At 71.9% G+C, this 17,331-nt stretch carries 19 protein-coding genes; 2 read left to right on the forward strand and 17 right to left on the reverse strand.

All coding sequences use genetic code 11. The annotated features are described in order from the left end of the window. Positions 1-14 precede the first annotated feature (14 nt). From N8K70_RS11995 to prmC, 13 genes are all read right to left on the reverse strand, one after another. Positions 15-773 (reverse strand): YaaA family protein, encoded by a 759-nt coding sequence (locus N8K70_RS11995; RefSeq protein WP_317138574.1) that lies wholly within the window; start codon positions 771-773, stop codon positions 15-17. An 89-nt stretch (positions 774-862) separates the two neighbouring features. Then, positions 863-1,123, reverse strand: a complete 261-nt coding sequence (locus N8K70_RS12000) for a F0F1 ATP synthase subunit epsilon (RefSeq protein ID WP_317138575.1) — start codon at positions 1,121-1,123, stop codon at positions 863-865. Between the two features lie 2 nt (positions 1,124-1,125). Continuing rightward, a complete protein-coding gene (atpD, locus tag N8K70_RS12005) occupies positions 1,126-2,574 on the reverse strand; it encodes a F0F1 ATP synthase subunit beta (RefSeq protein ID WP_317138576.1) in 1,449 nt (482 codons plus the stop codon). A gap of 31 nt (positions 2,575-2,605) precedes the next feature. Beyond that, positions 2,606-3,499, reverse strand: a complete 894-nt coding sequence (locus N8K70_RS12010; protein ID WP_317138577.1) for a F0F1 ATP synthase subunit gamma — start codon at positions 3,497-3,499, stop codon at positions 2,606-2,608. 21 nt (positions 3,500-3,520) lie between these two features. After that, positions 3,521-5,164, reverse strand: coding sequence for a F0F1 ATP synthase subunit alpha (gene atpA, locus N8K70_RS12015; RefSeq protein WP_317138578.1), 1,644 nt, complete (start codon positions 5,162-5,164; stop codon positions 3,521-3,523). Between the two features lie 68 nt (positions 5,165-5,232). After that, positions 5,233-6,015 (reverse strand): F0F1 ATP synthase subunit delta, encoded by a 783-nt coding sequence (locus N8K70_RS12020; protein ID WP_317138579.1) that lies wholly within the window; start codon positions 6,013-6,015, stop codon positions 5,233-5,235. Next, positions 6,015-6,563: a F0F1 ATP synthase subunit B gene (locus tag N8K70_RS12025; protein WP_317138580.1), complete on the reverse strand. Its 549-nt coding sequence runs from the start codon at positions 6,561-6,563 to the stop codon at positions 6,015-6,017. Before N8K70_RS12025 ends, N8K70_RS12020 begins: the two co-directional genes overlap by 1 nt. Before the next feature lie 32 nt (positions 6,564-6,595). Continuing rightward, positions 6,596-6,835, reverse strand: a complete 240-nt coding sequence (gene atpE / locus N8K70_RS12030) for an ATP synthase F0 subunit C (protein WP_317138581.1) — start codon at positions 6,833-6,835, stop codon at positions 6,596-6,598. A gap of 43 nt (positions 6,836-6,878) precedes the next feature. Continuing rightward, positions 6,879-7,658 carry a F0F1 ATP synthase subunit A gene (gene atpB, locus N8K70_RS12035; protein ID WP_317138582.1) on the reverse strand — a complete coding sequence of 260 codons (780 nt, stop codon included), beginning with the start codon at positions 7,656-7,658 and terminating at the stop codon, positions 6,879-6,881. Positions 7,659-7,853: 195 nt separating this feature from the next. Beyond that, positions 7,854-8,315, reverse strand: a complete 462-nt coding sequence (locus N8K70_RS12040; RefSeq protein WP_317138583.1) for a hypothetical protein — start codon at positions 8,313-8,315, stop codon at positions 7,854-7,856. Continuing rightward, positions 8,315-9,496, reverse strand: coding sequence for an MraY family glycosyltransferase (locus N8K70_RS12045; RefSeq protein WP_317138584.1), 1,182 nt, complete (start codon positions 9,494-9,496; stop codon positions 8,315-8,317). Before N8K70_RS12045 ends, N8K70_RS12040 begins: the two co-directional genes overlap by 1 nt. Beyond that, complete coding sequence (locus tag N8K70_RS12050) at positions 9,493-10,176, reverse strand: L-threonylcarbamoyladenylate synthase (protein WP_317138585.1); 684 nt, start codon at positions 10,174-10,176, stop codon at positions 9,493-9,495. The genes N8K70_RS12045 and N8K70_RS12050 overlap by 4 nt, the downstream gene beginning before the upstream one ends. Positions 10,177-10,228: 52 nt before the next feature. Further along, positions 10,229-11,113 carry a peptide chain release factor N(5)-glutamine methyltransferase gene (gene prmC, locus N8K70_RS12055; protein WP_317138586.1) on the reverse strand — a complete coding sequence of 295 codons (885 nt, stop codon included), beginning with the start codon at positions 11,111-11,113 and terminating at the stop codon, positions 10,229-10,231. Positions 11,114-11,232: 119 nt separating this feature from the next. Here prmC and cysK point away from each other — a divergent pair, with 119 nt between their 5' ends. Both cysK and epsC read left to right on the forward strand, forming a co-directional pair. Continuing rightward, positions 11,233-12,171, forward strand: a complete 939-nt coding sequence (gene cysK / locus N8K70_RS12060) for a cysteine synthase A (protein ID WP_317138587.1) — start codon at positions 11,233-11,235, stop codon at positions 12,169-12,171. 19 nt (positions 12,172-12,190) lie between these two features. Next, positions 12,191-12,760: a serine O-acetyltransferase EpsC gene (epsC, locus tag N8K70_RS12065; protein ID WP_317138588.1), complete on the forward strand. Its 570-nt coding sequence runs from the start codon at positions 12,191-12,193 to the stop codon at positions 12,758-12,760. Between the two features lie 125 nt (positions 12,761-12,885). Here epsC and N8K70_RS12070 read toward each other — a convergent pair whose 3' ends face one another. The 4 genes from N8K70_RS12070 to add are packed head-to-tail and all read right to left on the reverse strand — an operon-like array spanning position 12,886 to position 17,331. After that, positions 12,886-14,289, reverse strand: coding sequence for an amidase (locus N8K70_RS12070; protein WP_317138589.1), 1,404 nt, complete (start codon positions 14,287-14,289; stop codon positions 12,886-12,888). 53 nt (positions 14,290-14,342) lie between these two features. After that, the gene (locus tag N8K70_RS12075) at positions 14,343-15,539 is read right to left on the reverse strand and encodes an amidohydrolase family protein (protein ID WP_317138590.1); all 1,197 of its coding nucleotides are present in this window, start codon (positions 15,537-15,539) and stop codon (positions 14,343-14,345) included. Further along, positions 15,536-16,249 (reverse strand): GntR family transcriptional regulator, encoded by a 714-nt coding sequence (locus tag N8K70_RS12080; RefSeq protein ID WP_317138591.1) that lies wholly within the window; start codon positions 16,247-16,249, stop codon positions 15,536-15,538. The genes N8K70_RS12075 and N8K70_RS12080 overlap by 4 nt, the downstream gene beginning before the upstream one ends. After that, positions 16,246-17,331: an adenosine deaminase gene (add, locus tag N8K70_RS12085; protein WP_317138592.1), complete on the reverse strand. Its 1,086-nt coding sequence runs from the start codon at positions 17,329-17,331 to the stop codon at positions 16,246-16,248. The genes N8K70_RS12080 and add overlap by 4 nt, the downstream gene beginning before the upstream one ends.

A 17,331-nucleotide genomic window follows, 5' to 3' on the forward strand; every position in this document is an offset into this window, starting at 1 on the left:
GCACGCATGCCGCGCTACCGCCCGGCGACGAGCAGGATCTCGCCGCGTGCCGTCCCCGGACGCAGGTCCACGTCCGCCGAGGCCGCCCACTCGAGCAGGTCCTCCGCCGAGGCGGGACGAGGCCTGTCCGCGGCGAGGAGGCGCGCGAGCTCCCCCTTGGCCCTCTTGTTGAAGTGGTTGAGGGCGCGCACCGTGCCGTCGGCCTCCGCGGTGACGACGGAGACGTAGACCGACTCGACGCCCGACGGCACGGGGCCCAGCTCGACGTAGGCCTTCGACCGCAGATCGACGACGAGACCGTCCGCCGCCTCGCGCAGCGCCTCGGTCGTCGCCGACGCCCAGTGCCGCCGGAGAGGCGGCAGCCCCGGGAGCGAGGTGCCCGCGGCGAGCCGGTACGCGGGGACGGGGTCGCCCGCCCCCACCGGCCCGAACGGAGCCGTCTGGATGAGCGCATGGTCCGCGAGCCAGGCACGATCGCCCGCGGGCAGGGCGGACGCGCCGAGCGCGTCGTACAGCACCCCCGTGTACCGGTCCATCGCCGGCATCGTCGCGGCACGCCTGAGCGCCGCGTTCACCGAGACCTCGCCGCGCTGCCGCTCGCTCAGCTTGAGCGCGCGTGCCGCCCGGTCCGCGTCGTCCGAGAGGCGGACGAGCGCCTCCACGGCCGTCTCGCGCAACGGACGCAGCGAGGGCAGCCGCAGCGTGGCGAGGTCCAGGGACGCGCCGTCGCCTCCCGGGCGCTTCGTCTCGGAGGGCGGGAGCAGGACGAGCACGGAGGACCCCTTCCGCGCACCCGCGGTGCGCACACGGACGTCGCCGGCCCCGGGATCGGCGGATCCCGGGGCCGGCGGAGCGACGTCTGTCAGTCGATCAGCTGAGCGTTGCCGGCCACGATGGTGAGCTCGTCGCCCTCCATCGACACGAAGCCGTCGCGCGCATCCGCGACGACCTTCGTGCCGTCGACCCGCGTGATGCGGACCTGCCCGTGGGAGAGGATCGACAGCACGGGCTCGTGCCCCGGCATGAAGCCGATCTCACCCTCGGTGGTCTTGGCGACCACGAGGCTCGCCTCGCCCGTCCATACCTCCGCCTCGGCGGAGACGAGGGTGACGTTGAGCGCCATGATCAGGCGTTCTCCTTCTGGATCTGCGCCCACTTCGCCTCGACGTCGCCGATGCCGCCGACGTTGAAGAACGCCTGCTCGGCGACGTGGTCGAAGTCGCCGCGGACGATCGCGTCGAACCCTTCGATCGCCTCCTTCAGCGGCACGGTCGAACCCGCCACGCCCGTGAACTTCTCCGCCGTGTAGGTGTTCTGGGAGAGGAACTGCTGGAGGCGGCGTGCGCGGGACACGACGATCTTGTCCTCCTCCGAGAGCTCGTCGACGCCGAGGATCGCGATGATCTCCTGCAGCTCCTTGTTCTTCTGGAGGATCTGCTTCACCGCCGTGGCGACGCGGTAGTGGTCGGCCCCGATGTAGCGCGGGTCGAGGATGCGGCTCGTGGAGGCGAGCGGATCGACCGCGGGATACAGTCCCTTCGACGCGATCTCACGCGAGAGCTCGGTGGTCGCGTCGAGGTGCGCGAACGTGGTCGCCGGCGCCGGGTCGGTGTAGTCGTCGGCCGGCACGTAGATCGCCTGCAGCGAGGTGATCGAGTGACCGCGCGTCGAGGTGATGCGCTCCTGGAGCACACCCATCTCGTCGGCGAGGTTCGGCTGGTATCCCACCGCGGACGGCATGCGGCCGAGCAGCGTGGAGACCTCGGAGCCCGCCTGGGTGAAGCGGAAGATGTTGTCGATGAAGAGGAGGACGTCCTGCTTCTGCACGTCGCGGAAGTACTCCGCCATCGTCAGGGCCGAGAGGGCGACGCGCAGACGCGTCCCCGGCGGCTCGTCCATCTGGCCGAAGACGAGCGCGGTCTTGTCGAAGACACCCGCCTCCTCCATCTCGTGGATGAGGTCGTTGCCCTCACGCGTGCGCTCGCCGACCCCGGCGAACACGGACACTCCGCCGTGGTTGGCCGCGACGCGGTAGATCATCTCCTGGATGAGGACCGTCTTGCCGACGCCGGCGCCGCCGAACAGGCCGATCTTGCCGCCCAGGACGTACGGGGTCAGGAGGTCGATGACCTTGATGCCCGTCTCGAAGAGCTGCGTCTTCGACTCGAGCTGGTCGAAGCTCGGCGGCTTGCGGTGGATGGGCCACCGCTCGGTCACCTCGAGCGTCTCGCCCTCGCCGAGGTTGAGGACCTCGCCGATGACGTTGAAGACCTTGCCCTTGGTGATGTCGCCCACCGGCACCGAGATGGGCGCGCCGGTGTCGCGCACCTCCTGGCCGCGGACCATTCCGTCGGTGGGCTTCAGCGAGATGGCGCGGACGACGTCGTCGCCGAGGTGCTGCGCGACCTCGAGGGTGATCTCGGTCGACACGTCGCCGATCGTGATCGTGGTCTTCAGCGCGCTGTAGACCTCGGGGATGGCGTCGTGCGGGAACTCGATGTCGACGACGGGGCCCGTGACGCGTGCGACGCGCCCGACCACCGCAGTGATCTCAGCCGTGGCGTTGGCAGTCATACTTTCGTCTCTTTCCTGGTGGGTCTGCAGCTCAGGACGCCAGCGCGTCGGCGCCGCCGACGATCTCGGCGATCTGCTGCGTGATCTCGGCCTGGCGTGCGTTGTTGCGCAGGCGGGTGTAGTCGGTGATGAGGTTGTCGGCGTTGTCGCTGGCCGACTTCATCGCCTTCTGGGTCGCGGCCTGCTTCGCCGCCGACGACTGCAGGAGCGCGTTGAAGACACGGCTCTGGATGTAGACCGGCAGCAGCGCGTCGAGCACCTCGTACGGGTCCGGCTCGAACTCGTACAGCGGGTAGACCTCGTGCGCCTCCGAGTCCGCGCCCGCGTCGACGATCGCGAGAGGAAGCAGCCGCACGGTCTCCGGGGTCTGCGTCATCATGCTCACGAAGCGGTTGTACACGACGTGGATCTCGTCGACGCCGCCGTCGTCCGCATCCTTCTCGTACGCCTCGAGCAGCGCCCGCGTGATCTCCTCGGCGGTCTCGAAGTGCGGGGTGTCGGCGTCGCCGACCCACTCCGCGGTCGTGGCGATCTTCCGGAACTGGAAGTAGCCGACGGCCTTGCGCCCGAAGAGGTAGAAGGAGACCTCCTTGCCCTCGGACCGCAGCAGCTCGGCGAGCTCCAGCCCCTCGCGGATCACCTGCGAGTTGAACGCCCCCGCGAGACCGCGGTCGCCGCTGATGATGACGACCGCCGAGCGCTTCACCGTCTCCGGCTCGCGCGTGAGGGGATGGTCGACGTCGCCGTGCGTGGCGACCGCGGAGACGGCGCGCGTGACCTCGCGGGCGAAGGGCGACGAGGCGCGCACGCGCGCCATCGCCTTCTGGATCCGCGAAGCCGCGATGAGCTCCATCGCCTTCGTGATCTTCTTGGTCGTCTGGGCAGAAGAGATCTTCTGCTTGTACTCCCTGAGTTGTGCGCCCATGATGCGTCGTCTCCGAAGGCTCTACGCCTTGCGGCCCTTGACGATCTGCACCTGGTTCACGTCGGTCGACACGGCGGGCTCGATGACCTCGCTGCCGGGGTCGGTGAGGTGCCTGCCGTCGCCGCGCTTGAACTCGAGCACGAAGGAGTCGACCTGCTTCTCGAGCTCGGCGACCGTCTCGTCCTCGAGCTTGCCCGACTCGCGCAGGGTGTCGAGGATCGACGTGTTGCGCTTGAGGTGGTCGAGCAGCTCGCGCTCGAAGCGGAGGACGTCCTCCACCTCGATCGTGTCGAGCTTGCCGTTCGTCCCGGCCCAGATCGAGACGACCTGCTCCTCAGCGGGGTACGGCGTGTACTGCGGCTGCTTGAGCAGCTCCGTCAGACGCGCGCCGCGGTCCAGCTGACGACGCGAGGTCGCGTCGAGGTCGCTCGCGAACATGGCGAACGCCTGCAGCGAGCGGTACTGGGCGAGCTCGAGCTTGAGCGTTCCCGAGACCTTCTTGATGTGCTTGAGCTGGGCGTCGCCGCCGACGCGCGACACCGAGATTCCCACGTCGACCGCGGGGCGCTGGTTGGCGTTGAACAGATCGGACTGCAGGAAGATCTGGCCGTCGGTGATCGAGATGACGTTGGTCGGGATGTACGCCGACACGTCGTTCGCCTTCGTCTCGATGATGGGCAGGCCCGTCATCGAGCCCGCGCCCAGCTCGTCCGAGAGCTTCGCGCAGCGCTCGAGCAGACGCGAGTGCAGGTAGAAGACGTCGCCGGGGTACGCCTCGCGCCCCGGCGGACGACGCAGGAGGAGCGACACGGCGCGGTACGCCTCGGCCTGCTTCGACAGGTCGTCGAACACGATGAGGACGTGCTTGCCCTGGTACATCCAGTGCTGGCCGATGGCCGAGCCGGTGTACGGCGCGAGGTACTTGAACCCCGCGGGGTCGGAGGCGGGAGCCGCGACGATCGTCGTGTACTCCATCGCGCCGGCGTCCTCCAGGGCGCCCTTCACGCCGGCGATCGTCGAGCCCTTCTGGCCGATCGCGACGTAGATGCAGCGCACCTGCTTCGTCGGGTCGCCCGACTCCCAGTTCGCCTTCTGGTTGATGATGGTGTCGATCGCGATCGCCGTCTTGCCCGTCTGGCGGTCGCCGATGATGAGCTGGCGCTGTCCGCGTCCGACGGGGATCATCGCGTCGATGGCCTTGATGCCGGTCTGCATGGGCTCGTGCACGCTCTTGCGCTGCATGACGCCCGCGGCCTGCAGCTCGAGCTCGCGACGGCCCTCGAGGCCCGTGATGTCGCCGAGGCCGTCGATCGGGGCGCCGAGCGGGTCGACGACGCGGCCGAGGTACCCCTCGCCGACCGGGACGGAGAGGACCTCGCCTGTGCGGGTGACCTGCTGGCCCTCGTCGATGCCCGTGAACTCGCCGAGGACGACGACGCCGATCGAGTCCTCGTGGAGGTTCTGCGCGAGGCCCAGGGTGCCGTCCGCGAAGCGGATGAGCTCGTTCGCCATGACGCCCGGCAGTCCCTCCACGTGGGCGATGCCGTCCGCCGCGTCGATGACCGTGCCGACCTCGTTCGCCGCGGAACCGGTGGGCTCGTAGGCGGCGACGAAGTCCTTCAGCGCGTCACGGATGACGTCGGGGCTGATGGTGATGTCTGCCATTGTCTTCCTTCGTGTTGTGGGGCAGCTTGCGGCCCCTGAGCCGTCCGCCGGGGCGGGAGGAGGGCTTTTCAGCCTGCGAGCCTCTGCCGGAGGTCGGCGAGGCGGGACGAGATGCTGCCGTCGATCACGTCGTCGGCCACCTGGATGCGGACGCCGCCGACGACGGCCGGGTCGATCACGGTGTTGAGCGTGATGTCCCCGCCGTAGCGCGTGGAGAGCGATGCGACGAGCCGCTCGCTCTGCGCGGCGGTCAGCGGGACGGCGGTGTGCACGGTCGCGACCGTGCGGCCACGCTCCGCGGCGGCGATCCGCAGGGCGCGCGCGAGCAGGGCGCGCACGCGACGCCCTCGGACCTGCTGCACGAGCGACGAGACGATGAGCGTCGTGCCGGCGCTGGTCTTCCCGTCGAGAAGCGAGGCGATGAGCTCGCCCTTCTTCCCGTCGTCGCCGAGCCGGCTGCCGAGGGCGAACTCGAGCTCGGGGCTCGACGCGACGATGCGGGAGACCTGGAACAGCTCCCCCTCGACGTCGCCCGGCTCCGCCTTCGCGGTCGCGCGGATCGCGAGCTCCTCCACGCCCGACACGAGATCGGACGACGAGGACCAGCGGTGGGCCGCGAGCCGGTCGATGAGGGACCGCGCCGTCTGCGACAGCGAGCCGAAGACCTGGGCGATGAGCGCGCTGCGCGCATCGGGGGTCGCGACGGGGTCGACGAGCGCGCCGCTCAGGGCGGGCGAGCCGGCGACGGCACGCGACGCCGCGAACAGCTCGCGGGCCGTGTCGAGGTCGACCTGCGCGCTCGCGAGCGCGTCCGCGCTCGCGGCGAGCGCCTGAGTCGTCGCGCTTCCCATTACCTGGCCGCCTTCTCGGACGACTCGAGGTCGGCGAGGAAGCGGTCCACCACGGACTGCGCCTTCCGGTCGTCGCTCAGCGCCTCGCCGATCACGTTGCCCGCGAGGTCGAGGGCGAGCGAGCCGACCTCGCCGCGCAGCGACACGATCGCCGACTGGCGCTCCGCCTCGATCTGCGAATGCGCGCTGGCCTGGATGCGCTCGGCCTCGACGGAGGCGTTGTCCCTGGCCTCGGCGACGATCTTCTTGCCGTCCTCGCGGGCGGCCTCGCGGATCTCGCCGGCCTCCCTGCGAGCCTCGGCGAGCTGTCGCGTGTACTCCTCGAGCGCGGCCTCGGCCTGCTTCTGGGCCTCGTCCGCCTTCGCGATGTTGCCCTCGATGGCGGCCGAGCGCTCGTCGAGCACCTTCGTCAGACGCGGGAGGGCGACGAACACCACGACACCGAGGATGACGATGAAGCAGACTCCCGACCAGATGATGTCGTATACCGCGGGGAGCAGCAGGTTCGGCGATTCCTCCGCCGCGACAGTGACAAGAGCGTTCAGCATCCTGTCTCCTTACGTGTGAGTCGCGGAATGGATCAGAGGGCGTTGAAGATGAACGGCGTCGCGATGCCGATGAAGGCGAGGATCTCGATGAAGGCGACGCCGATGAACATCAGGGTCTGGAGGCGGCCGGCGAGCTCGGGCTGGCGCGCCGTGGACTCGATGGTCTTGCCCACGACGATGCCGAGGCCGATGGCGGGTCCGATGGCAGCGAGGCCGTAGCCGACGGTCGCGATGTTGCCGCTGATCTCGGCGAGAACGGTCGTAGCGTCCACTGGTTTTTTCCTTTCGTAGGGCGGAGGGCCGGACGGCTCTCCGTCAGTGCTCGTCCGCAACCGCGAGCTGGATGTAGACCGCGGTGAGGATGGTGAAGACGTATGCCTGGAGGAAGGCCACGAAGGCCTCGAAGAGGGTGAAGGCGAAGCCGAGCGCCAGCGAGCCGACGGCGAGCGGCGTGAGCCAGTTGAAGCTCAGCAGGAAGAAGTGCGTCGCCGCGAAGAACAGCACGAGCATGAGGTGCCCGACCATCATGTTCATGAGCAGTCGGAGCGTGAGCGAGATCGGCCGGAAGATGAAGGTCGACAGGAACTCGATGATCGCCATGAGCGGGACGAGGTAGACCGGCACCCCGCTCGGGACGAGCGAGCCCTTCATGAACCCGCCGAAGCCGTGCTTCTTGATGCCCGCGTAGATGAACAGCACGTACGCGGTCAGGGCGAGGAGCAGCGGGACGCCGATGACGCTCGTGCCCGCGATGTTGATGCCGGGGATGATCCCCGTGATGTTCATGAACAGGATGCCCAGGAACAGGGTGGTGAGGATCGGGACGAAGCGCTGCCCGTCCTTCTTCCCCAGCACCTGGTAGGCGATCTGCTCGCGCACGAAGCCGAAGCCGAACTCGACGACGCTCTGGAACCGCCCCGGCACGACGCGGAGCCTGCGCGTGCCGATGAGCAGGATCGCCACGAGCACGACGGTCGCGATGACCTGGGCGAGGTTGATGCGCGTGAACTCGAAGGGCGTGCCTTCGAAGAGGATCGCCGGGGGGAAGAACTCCGAGATCGACGGCGGATGGAACTCGACGTCGTCTGCGGACATCGGGGCGATCGGTATCGCTTGAGTCAACGGAGTGGCTCCAGCTTCTCGTGCCGAACGACGTCGACACGGTGCGTTTTCATCAGTGAGCTCCCTATCCACCCTCTGCGCTTCAGCAGCGCTGCGGATGTCTCACAGGGGCGGATCAAGCCTATCAAAGGTCCGGACCGGCTTTGACGCCTCGTAGAAATCGGGCGCTCACGCCTCGTCGCCGGCGTCGCCGTCGACGCGCGGGTCCGAGACGGCGGGGACCCGGATCCGCCAGATGACGAGCACGTCGACCGCGAACGACACGACGACGGCAGCGACGAGCGCGCCGTACAGGACGCCGGGGACGGCCCACGCCTGGCCGAAGAGCACGAAGAGCACGACGATGAAGACGACGAACTTGACGAGCCATCCGCCCAGGAAGACGCCGAAGAAGATCGCGGGGTAGTTGGGCGTCCCGAACCACCGGTTCGCGAAGAGGATCGTCGCAGCGGTCAGGCCGGGGAAGACGGCGCCCACCGCGGCGCCGAGCACGCCGCTCCACAGCCCGGGCGAACCCGCGACGGCGAGCCCGATCGCTCCCGAGGCGACGACGACGACCGCCGCGGCGATCGCGCCCCAGACGAGCGCGGCGCGCAGGACGGGTGTGCTCGTGACGGGCGATGGCGACATCAGGCCTCCTGGGGGGTCGGTGCGCCGGCAGGCGTCGGGACGGCGTCGGTGCGACGGGGCGAACGGCGCGAGGGGACGAAGGTCACCACGAGGCACGCGGCGATGCCGACGGCGGCGAAGACGAGGCCGATCCACCAGTCCCCGGGCCAGCCCTCGCGCGTGGAGATGTACATGAGCAGCACGGCCAGCGAGCAGATCGCCGTCCACGCGTAGAAGATGAGCGTCGCGTCGCGTCCGCTGTGCCCCATGTCGAGCATGCGGTGGTGCAGGTGCTTGCGGTCGGGCGAGAACGGCGACTTGCCCGCGCTCATGCGGCGGATGACCGCGAGCCCGAAGTCGAGCAGGGGCAGGACGACGACGATGATCGGCAGCAGGATCGGGATGAACGCGCCGAGCAGCTGCGAGCGGCCGAAGGCGTCGGGGTTGAGGATCGACGGCGGCAGCTGGCCCGTGATCGCGATCGCGCTCGTGGCCATGAGCAGGCCCAGCACGAGCGCGCCGGAGTCTCCCATGAAGAGCTTCGCGGGGCTCCAGTTCAGCGGGAGGAAGCCGATGCACGCGCCGATGAGGACGGCGGCGATGAAGGTCGCGAGGTTGAAGTAGACCGTCGCCCCCGTGTCCCGCACGACGAGGTAGGAGTAGACGAAGAACACCGCGTTGGAGATGAGGCTGACGCCGGCGACGAGGCCGTCGAGGCCGTCGATGAAGTTGACGGCGTTCATCACGACGACGATCGAGAGGACCGTCAGCGCGATGCTCACCCAGCTCGACCACACGGTCATCCCGCCCAGCGGCAGCGCGTAGATCTGAAGCTGCCCGCCGACGGCGATGATCCCGGCCGCGAGGAACTGCGCGGCGAGCTTGATCATCCAGTCGAGGTCCCACAGGTCGTCCGCGACGCCGACGAGCATGATGAGGGTGACCGCGCCGAGGATCGACCACACCCGCTGCGGCTCGTCCCAGAAGATGCCGAAGTAGGGGTTGGCCGCCGACACCGCGAAGGCCGTCGCGATGCCGAGGAAGATCGCCACTCCCCCCAGGCGCGGGGTCGGCGTCTTGTGCACGTCGCGCTCGCGGATGCCGGGGTAGAGCTTGAAGCGCATCGCGAGCTTCCACACCGCCCACGCGACGCCGAAGGTGAGGGCGGCGGTGAGGATGATGATGAAGACGTACTGCCTCACGCGTCGCTCGCCGCCTCGGGCTCGAGCAGGTCGCCGAGCTCCTCGCGCAGGTCGCCGCGCGAGACCGCCCCGTCGCGGAGGACGCGCACGAGGGGCTCGTCGTGGACGCCGACGAGGGAGGTGGCGTCGATGATCGTCGAGGCGACGCCCGTCTTCGAGGCGCCGTGGTCGAGGTAGACCGCCACGCTCTCGCCGAGCATCCCGATCGCGGAGTCGACGGTCACGGCCGCGGGGCGACCCGTGAGGTTCGCGCTGGAGACGGCGAGCGGCCCGGTCTCGCTGAGCAGCTCGAGGGTGATCCTGTGGTCGGGCATCCGCACCGCGACCGTGCCGCGCGTCTCGCCCAGGTCCCAGCTCAGCGAGGGCTGCGCGGGCAGCACGATCGTGAGCGCGCCCGGCCAGAACCGCTCGACGAGCCGCTGCACGGGCTCGGGGACGTCCTCGACGAGCGCGCGCATGGCAGCCGCGTTCGCGACGAGCACGGGCGGGGGCTGCTGCCGGCCTCTCCCCTTCGCGTCGAGGAGCCGCTGCACGGCGGCCGGGCTGAACGCGTCGGCCGCGACGCCGTAGACCGTGTCGGTCGGCAGCACGATGAGCTCGCCGCGGCCGATGGACTGACGCGCCTGGCGCATGCCGGGGAGGAGCTGCGTCTCGTCGCGCAGATCGAAGAGGGGGGACATAGCGGCTCAAGTCTACGGCGCACGCGCTGAGAACAGCGGGCGGATCGGCCGCTCAGGGACGGACGGCCGTGGTGGCCCGGTCCCGCAGGGTGAGATCGGGATGCGTCGCCGTCGCGCGCCATCCGTCCGCCGCGAGCAGCTCCCGGACGGGCGCGCCCTGCCACTCGCCGTGCTCGATCACGAGCACGCCCCCGGGCCGCAGCAGCCGGGCGGCCACCCCGCTCAGCACGCGCACGACGTCGAGGCCGTCCGGCCCGCCGTAGAGCGCGGCCGCGGGGTCGTGGAGCCGCACCTCGGGGTCACGGGGGACGGCGTCGTCCGGGACGTAGGGAGGATTCGAGACGACGACCGAGACCGTGCCGTCCAGATCGGCGAACGCGTCGGCGAGATCGGCGAGGACGATCCGCACGTTGTCCGCGCCGACCGCGGCGGCGTTGCGCGCGGCCCACGCGAACGCCTCCGGCGACCGCTCGGCGGCGAACACCCGCGCGTGGGGAACCTCCGTGGCGAGGGAGAACGCGATCGCGCCGCTGCCCGTCCCGAGGTCGACGCCGATCGGCGAGGGCGCGGGGTCGGCGCGCAGCGCGTCGATCGCCAGCTGCGCGACCGTCTCGGTCTCGGGACGCGGCACGAAGACCCCGGGGCCCACGGACAGCGCGAGGTGGCGGAAGTACGCCGCACCCGTGATGTGCTGGAGCGGCTCGCGTGCCGCACGCCGCTCGACGAGCGCCGCGAACGCCGCGGCGTCCGCCCCGGCGAGGAGGTCGCCCCGGACGGTCGCGGCCTGGACGCCGCCGCGGCTGTCGCCGCGCAGATGCGCCAGGAGCAGCTCGGCGTCGACGGACGGATCGGGGACGCCCGCGAGGGAGAGGCGCTCGGCGGCCTGCGCGACGGCGGCGCGGATCGGGAGGGGCGGATCGTCCGCGGGGATCGTCATGGCCGGTCAAGTCTATGTTCCGCGGGAGCCCCGTAACCCGACGACGCCCGCGGGGCGGGCTCGGCGGATCTGCCATAGGGTGATTCCGATCGAAGGATCTCCTCCGCAGAAAGGCCGTCATGTCCGGTATCCACCCCGACGTCACCACCGCATTCGGCAACACCCCGCTCGTCCGCCTCAACCACGTCACGGAGGGCGCCGGCGCCGAGGTCTACGCGAAGCTCGAGTTCTTCAATCCCGGGTCGAGCGTGAAGGACCGGCTCGGCATCGCGATCGTCGACGCGGCCGAGGAGTCGGGCGAGCTCCAGCCCGGCGGGACGATCGTGGAGTCCACGAGCGGCAACACCGGCATCGCGCTCGCCCTCGTGGGCGCGGCACGCGGCTACCGGGTGATCCTGACGATGCCCGCCTCGATGTCGAAGGAGCGCCGTGTGCTCCTCAAGGCGTTCGGCGCCGAGCTCGTCCTCACCGACCCCACGGGCGGCATGAAGCTCGCGCTGTCCGAGGCCGAGCGCATCGTGTCGGAGACCCCCGGCGCCATCCTCGCCAAGCAGTTCGCCAACGAGGCCAACCCCGCCATCCACCGCAGGACGACCGCGGAGGAGATCTGGCGCGACACCGACGGAGACGTCGACGTCTTCGTCGCGGGCGTCGGCACGGGCGGCACCATCACGGGCGTCGGCCAGGTGCTCAAGGAGCGCAAGCCCGGCGTTCAGGTCATCGCCGTCGAGCCGACCGCGTCGCCGCTTCTGTCCACCGGGACGCCCGGTCCCGCCAAGATCCAGGGCATCGGCCCGAACTTCGTGCCCCCGATCCTCGACACCGAGGTGTACGACGAGGTCGTCACGGTCGATTTCGAGGACTCCCTCTCCACCGCGCGCGCCCTCGCCGCGCAGGAGGGTCTGCTCGTCGGCATCTCCGCCGGCGCGGCCGTCTGGGCGGCGCTCGAGGTCGCCCAGCGCCCGGAGAACGCCGGGAGGAAGATCGTCGTCATCATCCCCGACACGGGCGAGCGCTACCTCTCGACGGCGCTCTTCGAGGACCTCCGCGAAGGCTGAGGCCCCCTCGGAGTCGCACATGACCGTCTGGATCCGCGTACGCGAGGACATCGCCGCCGCCAAGCGGCGGGATCCCGCTGCGCGCTCGGGGCTCGAGATCGCCCTGCTCTACCCCGGGCTGCACGCCGTCTGGGCGCACCGCCTCTGGCATCGGCTGTGGCGCGGACGGCTCCGCTTCGTCGCCCGCGCCGGGTCGCAGCTCACCCGCCTGCTGACGGGCATCGAGATCCATCCCGGCGCCGTGATCGGCCGCCGGCTCTTCATCGACCACGGCATGGGCGTCGTCATCGGCGAGACCGCCGAGATCGGCGACGACGTCATGCTCTATCACGGCGTCACGCTCGGGGGTCGCACGCACGACTCCGGCAAGCGCCATCCGGCCCTGGGCGACGGCGTCGCCGTCGGGGCCGGCGCGAAGGTGCTCGGCCCCGTCGTGATCGGCGCCCGGTCGATCGTCGGGGCGAACGCCGTCGTCACCCGCAGCGCCCCGGCCGACACCGTGCTCGTCGGCATCCCCGCCAAGGCCCGCGCGCGGCAGTCCGGCGACGACGCCCGCGCCGTCCTCATGGCGCCGGAGTACCACATCTGACGCGAGGTCGCGCGCCCGGACACCCTTTCCCTCGTCGGTGCGGGAGTGTCGTTATGACGCCGGACAACCGCACTTCGGCACCAATGACCCGGGCGAGCGGGCCCGACGCGGGCGGGCCCGACGGCTCACCAGACGGGCGGATGCGGCAACGGCCCGCGAGCGGCCTCCAGCTGCGCGGCCAGCGACAGCAGGACGGCCTCGCCGCCCGGACGGCCGATCAGCTGCACGCTCACGGGACGCCCCGTCGCGTCCGGATGGAGCGGCACGGTGATCGCCGGCAGCCCCGCCACGTTCACGAAGCTCGTGTGCGGCGCGTACCGGCACTGCTGCGCGAAGTTGCGCTCGGGATCGTCGGCGGGATACCAGCCGACCGGCCGCGGCGACAGCGCGAGCGCGGGCGTGACGACGACGTCGAACGGGGAGAAGGCCGAGATCGTCTCCCGCTCGAACACGGCCGCCTCGGCGTACGCCGCGAGGACGCGCTCGGCCGGAAGCGCCCTGCCCTCGCGGACGAGCCAGGCCGTGAGGGGCTCGAGCAGATCGTCGAGCCGCTCGTCGGCGACCGGGATGCGCGCCGCGGACGCCCGCCAGATCGTCGCGAAGAGCGCGGGGTACCCCCGGGGCCGCCATCCGGCGTCCGCGACGTCGTGACCCGCGGCCTCGAGCAGCCGGACGCCGGCGTCGAACGCCGCACGCGCACCGGGGTCGAGGGTCGTGTCGGTCCAGCCGTCCCACGGGGTGACGGTCGTCGCCCCGACGCGCAGGCGCCCGGGCCCACGGCGTGCGGCGTCGTGGAAGGGACCCGATCCGGGCGCGCGCGTCGCATACGGGTACGGGCCGGATGCCGCGAGGGCGTCGAGCAGGAAGGCGGCGTCCTCGACGGTGCGGGCGATGGGGCCCGCGACCGAGAGGCCGCCCGGCGCGTCCATCCCGGATCCGACGGGGAGGCGCCCCCGCGACGGCTTCAGCCCCACGACGCCCACCGTCGCGGCGGGGATGCGGATCGATCCGCCGCCGTCCGAGGCGGGCGCGGCGGGCAGCAGCCCCGCGGCGACGGCCGCGGCCGCGCCTCCGCTCGATCCGCCCGCGCCCGTCGTCGTGTCCCACGGGTTCCGGGCGGGAGGCGCGACACGCGACTCGGTGTATCCGGTCATCCCGAACTCGGGGGTGTTCGTCTTGCCGAGGCTCACCGCGCCCAGGTCGTCGAGCGCCCGGGCGAGCGGGTCGGAGTGCTCCGGCACGTACGATGCGAAGGCGCGCGAGCCGTACCGGGTCGGGACGCCGGCCCGCGCCGTGAGGTCCTTGTCCGCGAGCGGCATCCCCCACAGCGGCCGCGACGGGTCGGGGGCGCCCAGGGCGCCGGCCCGCCGGAGCGCCCGCTCGGCGGTCACCTCCACGAAGGCGCCGAGCGCGTCGTCCGCCCGCGCGATGCGCGCGAGGAAGTGCGCCGCCGCCTCGCGCGGCGTGACGTCGCCGCGCTGCAGGAGGCCCGCCAGCGTCACCGCGCTCAGCTCGTGCAGCTCGTCCATCCGCTCATCCTCTCGCACGCGGGAGCGGGTCGCGCCGCGGACGACGCGGACGCTCAGGCGGACGGGAGGCGCCCGTGGAGCAGCCGCCCCTTCGCGACGACCGCGACGATCCGCTCCGGCGCGAGCACGTCGAGGTCCTCCCACGGTCGTCCGCGCACGACGAGCAGGTCGGCGGAGAGGCCGGGCGCGACGACGCCCGTCGTCCGCCCCAGACCGAGGCTCGCGGCCGCGTCGGAGGTGCCGGCGACGAGCGCGCGCTCCGCCGACCACCCGAAGAGGTCGCGCATCCTCCGCAGCTCGGCGTGCGCTCCCGTGTACGGGACGAGACGCCCGTTCGCGTCGGTGCCGAGGACGAATCGCGCCCCGGCGCGCGCGGCGGCCGCGAGGTTCGCGTCCCGCCCCGCGACCACCGTCCTGGTCTGGGCGCGCGCCGCCTCCAGACGCGGGTCGTCGCCGCGCAGGATGGCCTCGTGGACGACGAGCGTGGGCGCGATCGGCACGCCCGCCGCGACGACCTCGGCGATCTCCTCCCGCGCGAGGCCCGTGGCGTGCTCGATCGAGTCCGCCCCGACCTCGAGCGCGGTCCTGATGCCCTCGGCGCTCAGGGCGTGGGCGGCCACGCGCCTGCCCAGGGCGTGCGCCTCGTCCACGATCGCCTCGGTCTCCGCGCGCGTGTGGTTGCGCCATCCGACCTCGTCGCCCAGCGAGAGGATGCCGCCGGAGGTGTAGATCTTGACGCCGTCGGCGCCCTCCCTCGCCCATCGCCGGACGAGCCGCCGGCACTCGTCCACGCCGTCGGCGACGGGCGGGCGCACGGGGGCGCCGTGCGGGGTGAAGAGGTCGCCATGGCCCGCCGTCATGCTGACGGGGCCGTACGCGAGGAGCCGCGGCCCGTCGACGACGCCCGCGGCGAGCGCGCGCGCCGCGGCGAGCTGCGGGCCCGTCGCGTACAGGTCGCGCAGCGTCGTGACGCCCGCCGCCGCGAAGCGGAGCGCGCCTCCGAGGACGTGGAGGGACTTCTCGGCGTCGGGCGTGACGACGGCCCACGCCGAGTCGGCGACCGCCTCGGCCACCGCGACGTCGAGATGCACGTGCGTGTCGACGAGGCCCGGGATGACGCTGAGCCCGCCGCCGGGGCCGCCGACGGAGGACACGTCGTCGATCCGCCCGTCCGACCAGCTCAGCGCGACGGTCCCCCGGTGCGTCCGGCCGTCCCAGAGGTCGACGGCGTCCAGCCGGCCGTCGCTCACGACCACGGCTCCGGGAAGCGGCGCACGACGGAGTACTGCACGATGTCGGGATGGTGCCGCTCGACGGCGTGGAACACGCGCCGGCCCGACCGGAGCATGCCGACGATGGTGAGGAGCATGCACGCGGCGCCGTCCGCCAGGCCCAGCTCGCCCGCGACGGCGCCGGAGACGTTCTCGACGCCGGGCGTCGCGACCTCCCAGACGACGGGCTCGGCCCACAGCTCCGCGACGAGGTCGAAGGCCGAGATCCGCGCGTCCGGCGCGGCGCCGTCGGGCAGCACGACGGTGTTCTCCGCGAGCATCGCGGGACGTCCGTCGGCGGACCACAGCTTGCGCGCGCGGAGCACGGGGGCGTCGGGATGCTCGTCGAGGACGTCCGCCAGCTCGGGGCCGAGGCGCTCGACGCGCTGGTCCAGCACCGCCACGCCCGGCTGGAACCCGAGCCGGTCGAGCAGCCGGCTGTGCTCGATCTGCTCCTCCAGCCGGACGGTCATCCGCAGGGCGACGGGATCGACCGTGGTCGCCGCCCCCTGGTGCCTGCGCACGATCCCCTGCTGCTCCAGCAGGGCGAGGACCCGGCGGATCTGGGGGCGGTTCGTCTCGAGCCGCCGCGCGAGCTCGTGCTCGCCCGGCAGCGAGACCCCCTGCCGCACCGTCTCGCGGGCGATGGCGAGCACGGCCCGCCGCAGCCTCTCGGCATCCGCCGTCATCGCTCCCTCTCCCCCGCGCCCATGGCGTCCGCCCGCCGGGCGAGCGCCTCGAGGCCCTCCTCGCGCACGCCGTCCGGCGCGAAGCTCGCCCGGAACGAGTCCCGGGCGAGGCCGACGACACGCCCATCGTCCCATCCGAACGCCTGCGCGCACAGCAGCCACTCGGTCTCGATCCGCGTCCCCAGGGCCGCCGGGTCGTCGGTGTTGACCGTCACGGTCACGCCGTCCCGCGCGAGGGCGTCGACCGGGTGCTCGTCGAGCCGCGCGTACAGGCCGAGGGCGATGTTCGAGGTCGGGCACACGCCCACCGGCACGCCGTCCGCGGCGAGACGATCGACGAGACGCGGATCCTCCACCGCCCGCACGCCGTGGTCGATGCGCTCCGCGTGCAGCAGGGTGAGCGCGTCCCACACGCCCTCAGGGCCGCTCGACTCCCCCGCGTGCACGGTGCGCCGGAGCCCGCCGCGGCGTGCGAGGCCGAAGGCGTCGGCGAAGCGGGGCGCCGTGCGCCCGGACACCCGCTCGTCGCCGTCCACGGACACGCCGACGAGGCCCTGCGGACGCTCGCCGAGGAGCGTCGTGACGAGCTCCTCCGCCTCGGCGGACGACGCCGTCCGCAGGATGGACGCGCAGATCCCCACGGCACAGAGGCCGTCAGCGGCGGCATCGGCGAAGCCCGCGCCGAGGGCGTCCAGGAAGGCGGCCGGCCGACGGCGCCAGGACGCCCAGTGGGCGGGGTTCACGATGACGTCGGTGTACGAGATGCCGGAGGCGCTCTGCCTGGCGGCGAACCGGTACGCGAGCCGCGCGAGCTGCTGCGGCGTCGAGAAGAGCGACCCCTCCCAGTCGAGGAATCGGAGGAAAGCCGACAGGGGCGTGGCCCCGGACGGACGGGCTGAGGGCTCGTGCGTCGAGGTGTCGAACAGGGTCGCAGCCGGTCCCGGGAGGGCGACGCCCGTGTGAGCCGCCGCCTCCAGCAGGTCGGCGAGCTCGATCGCCCCCTCGAGGTGCACGTGCACCTCCGCCTTCGGCAGCGAGCGGATGCCCGGCATCGACACGAGACCTGCGGACACAGCGGTCAC

This window comes from Microbacterium sp. AB, from assembly GCF_032878875.1.
Taxonomy (GTDB): Bacteria; Actinomycetota; Actinomycetes; order Actinomycetales; family Microbacteriaceae; genus Microbacterium; species Microbacterium betulae.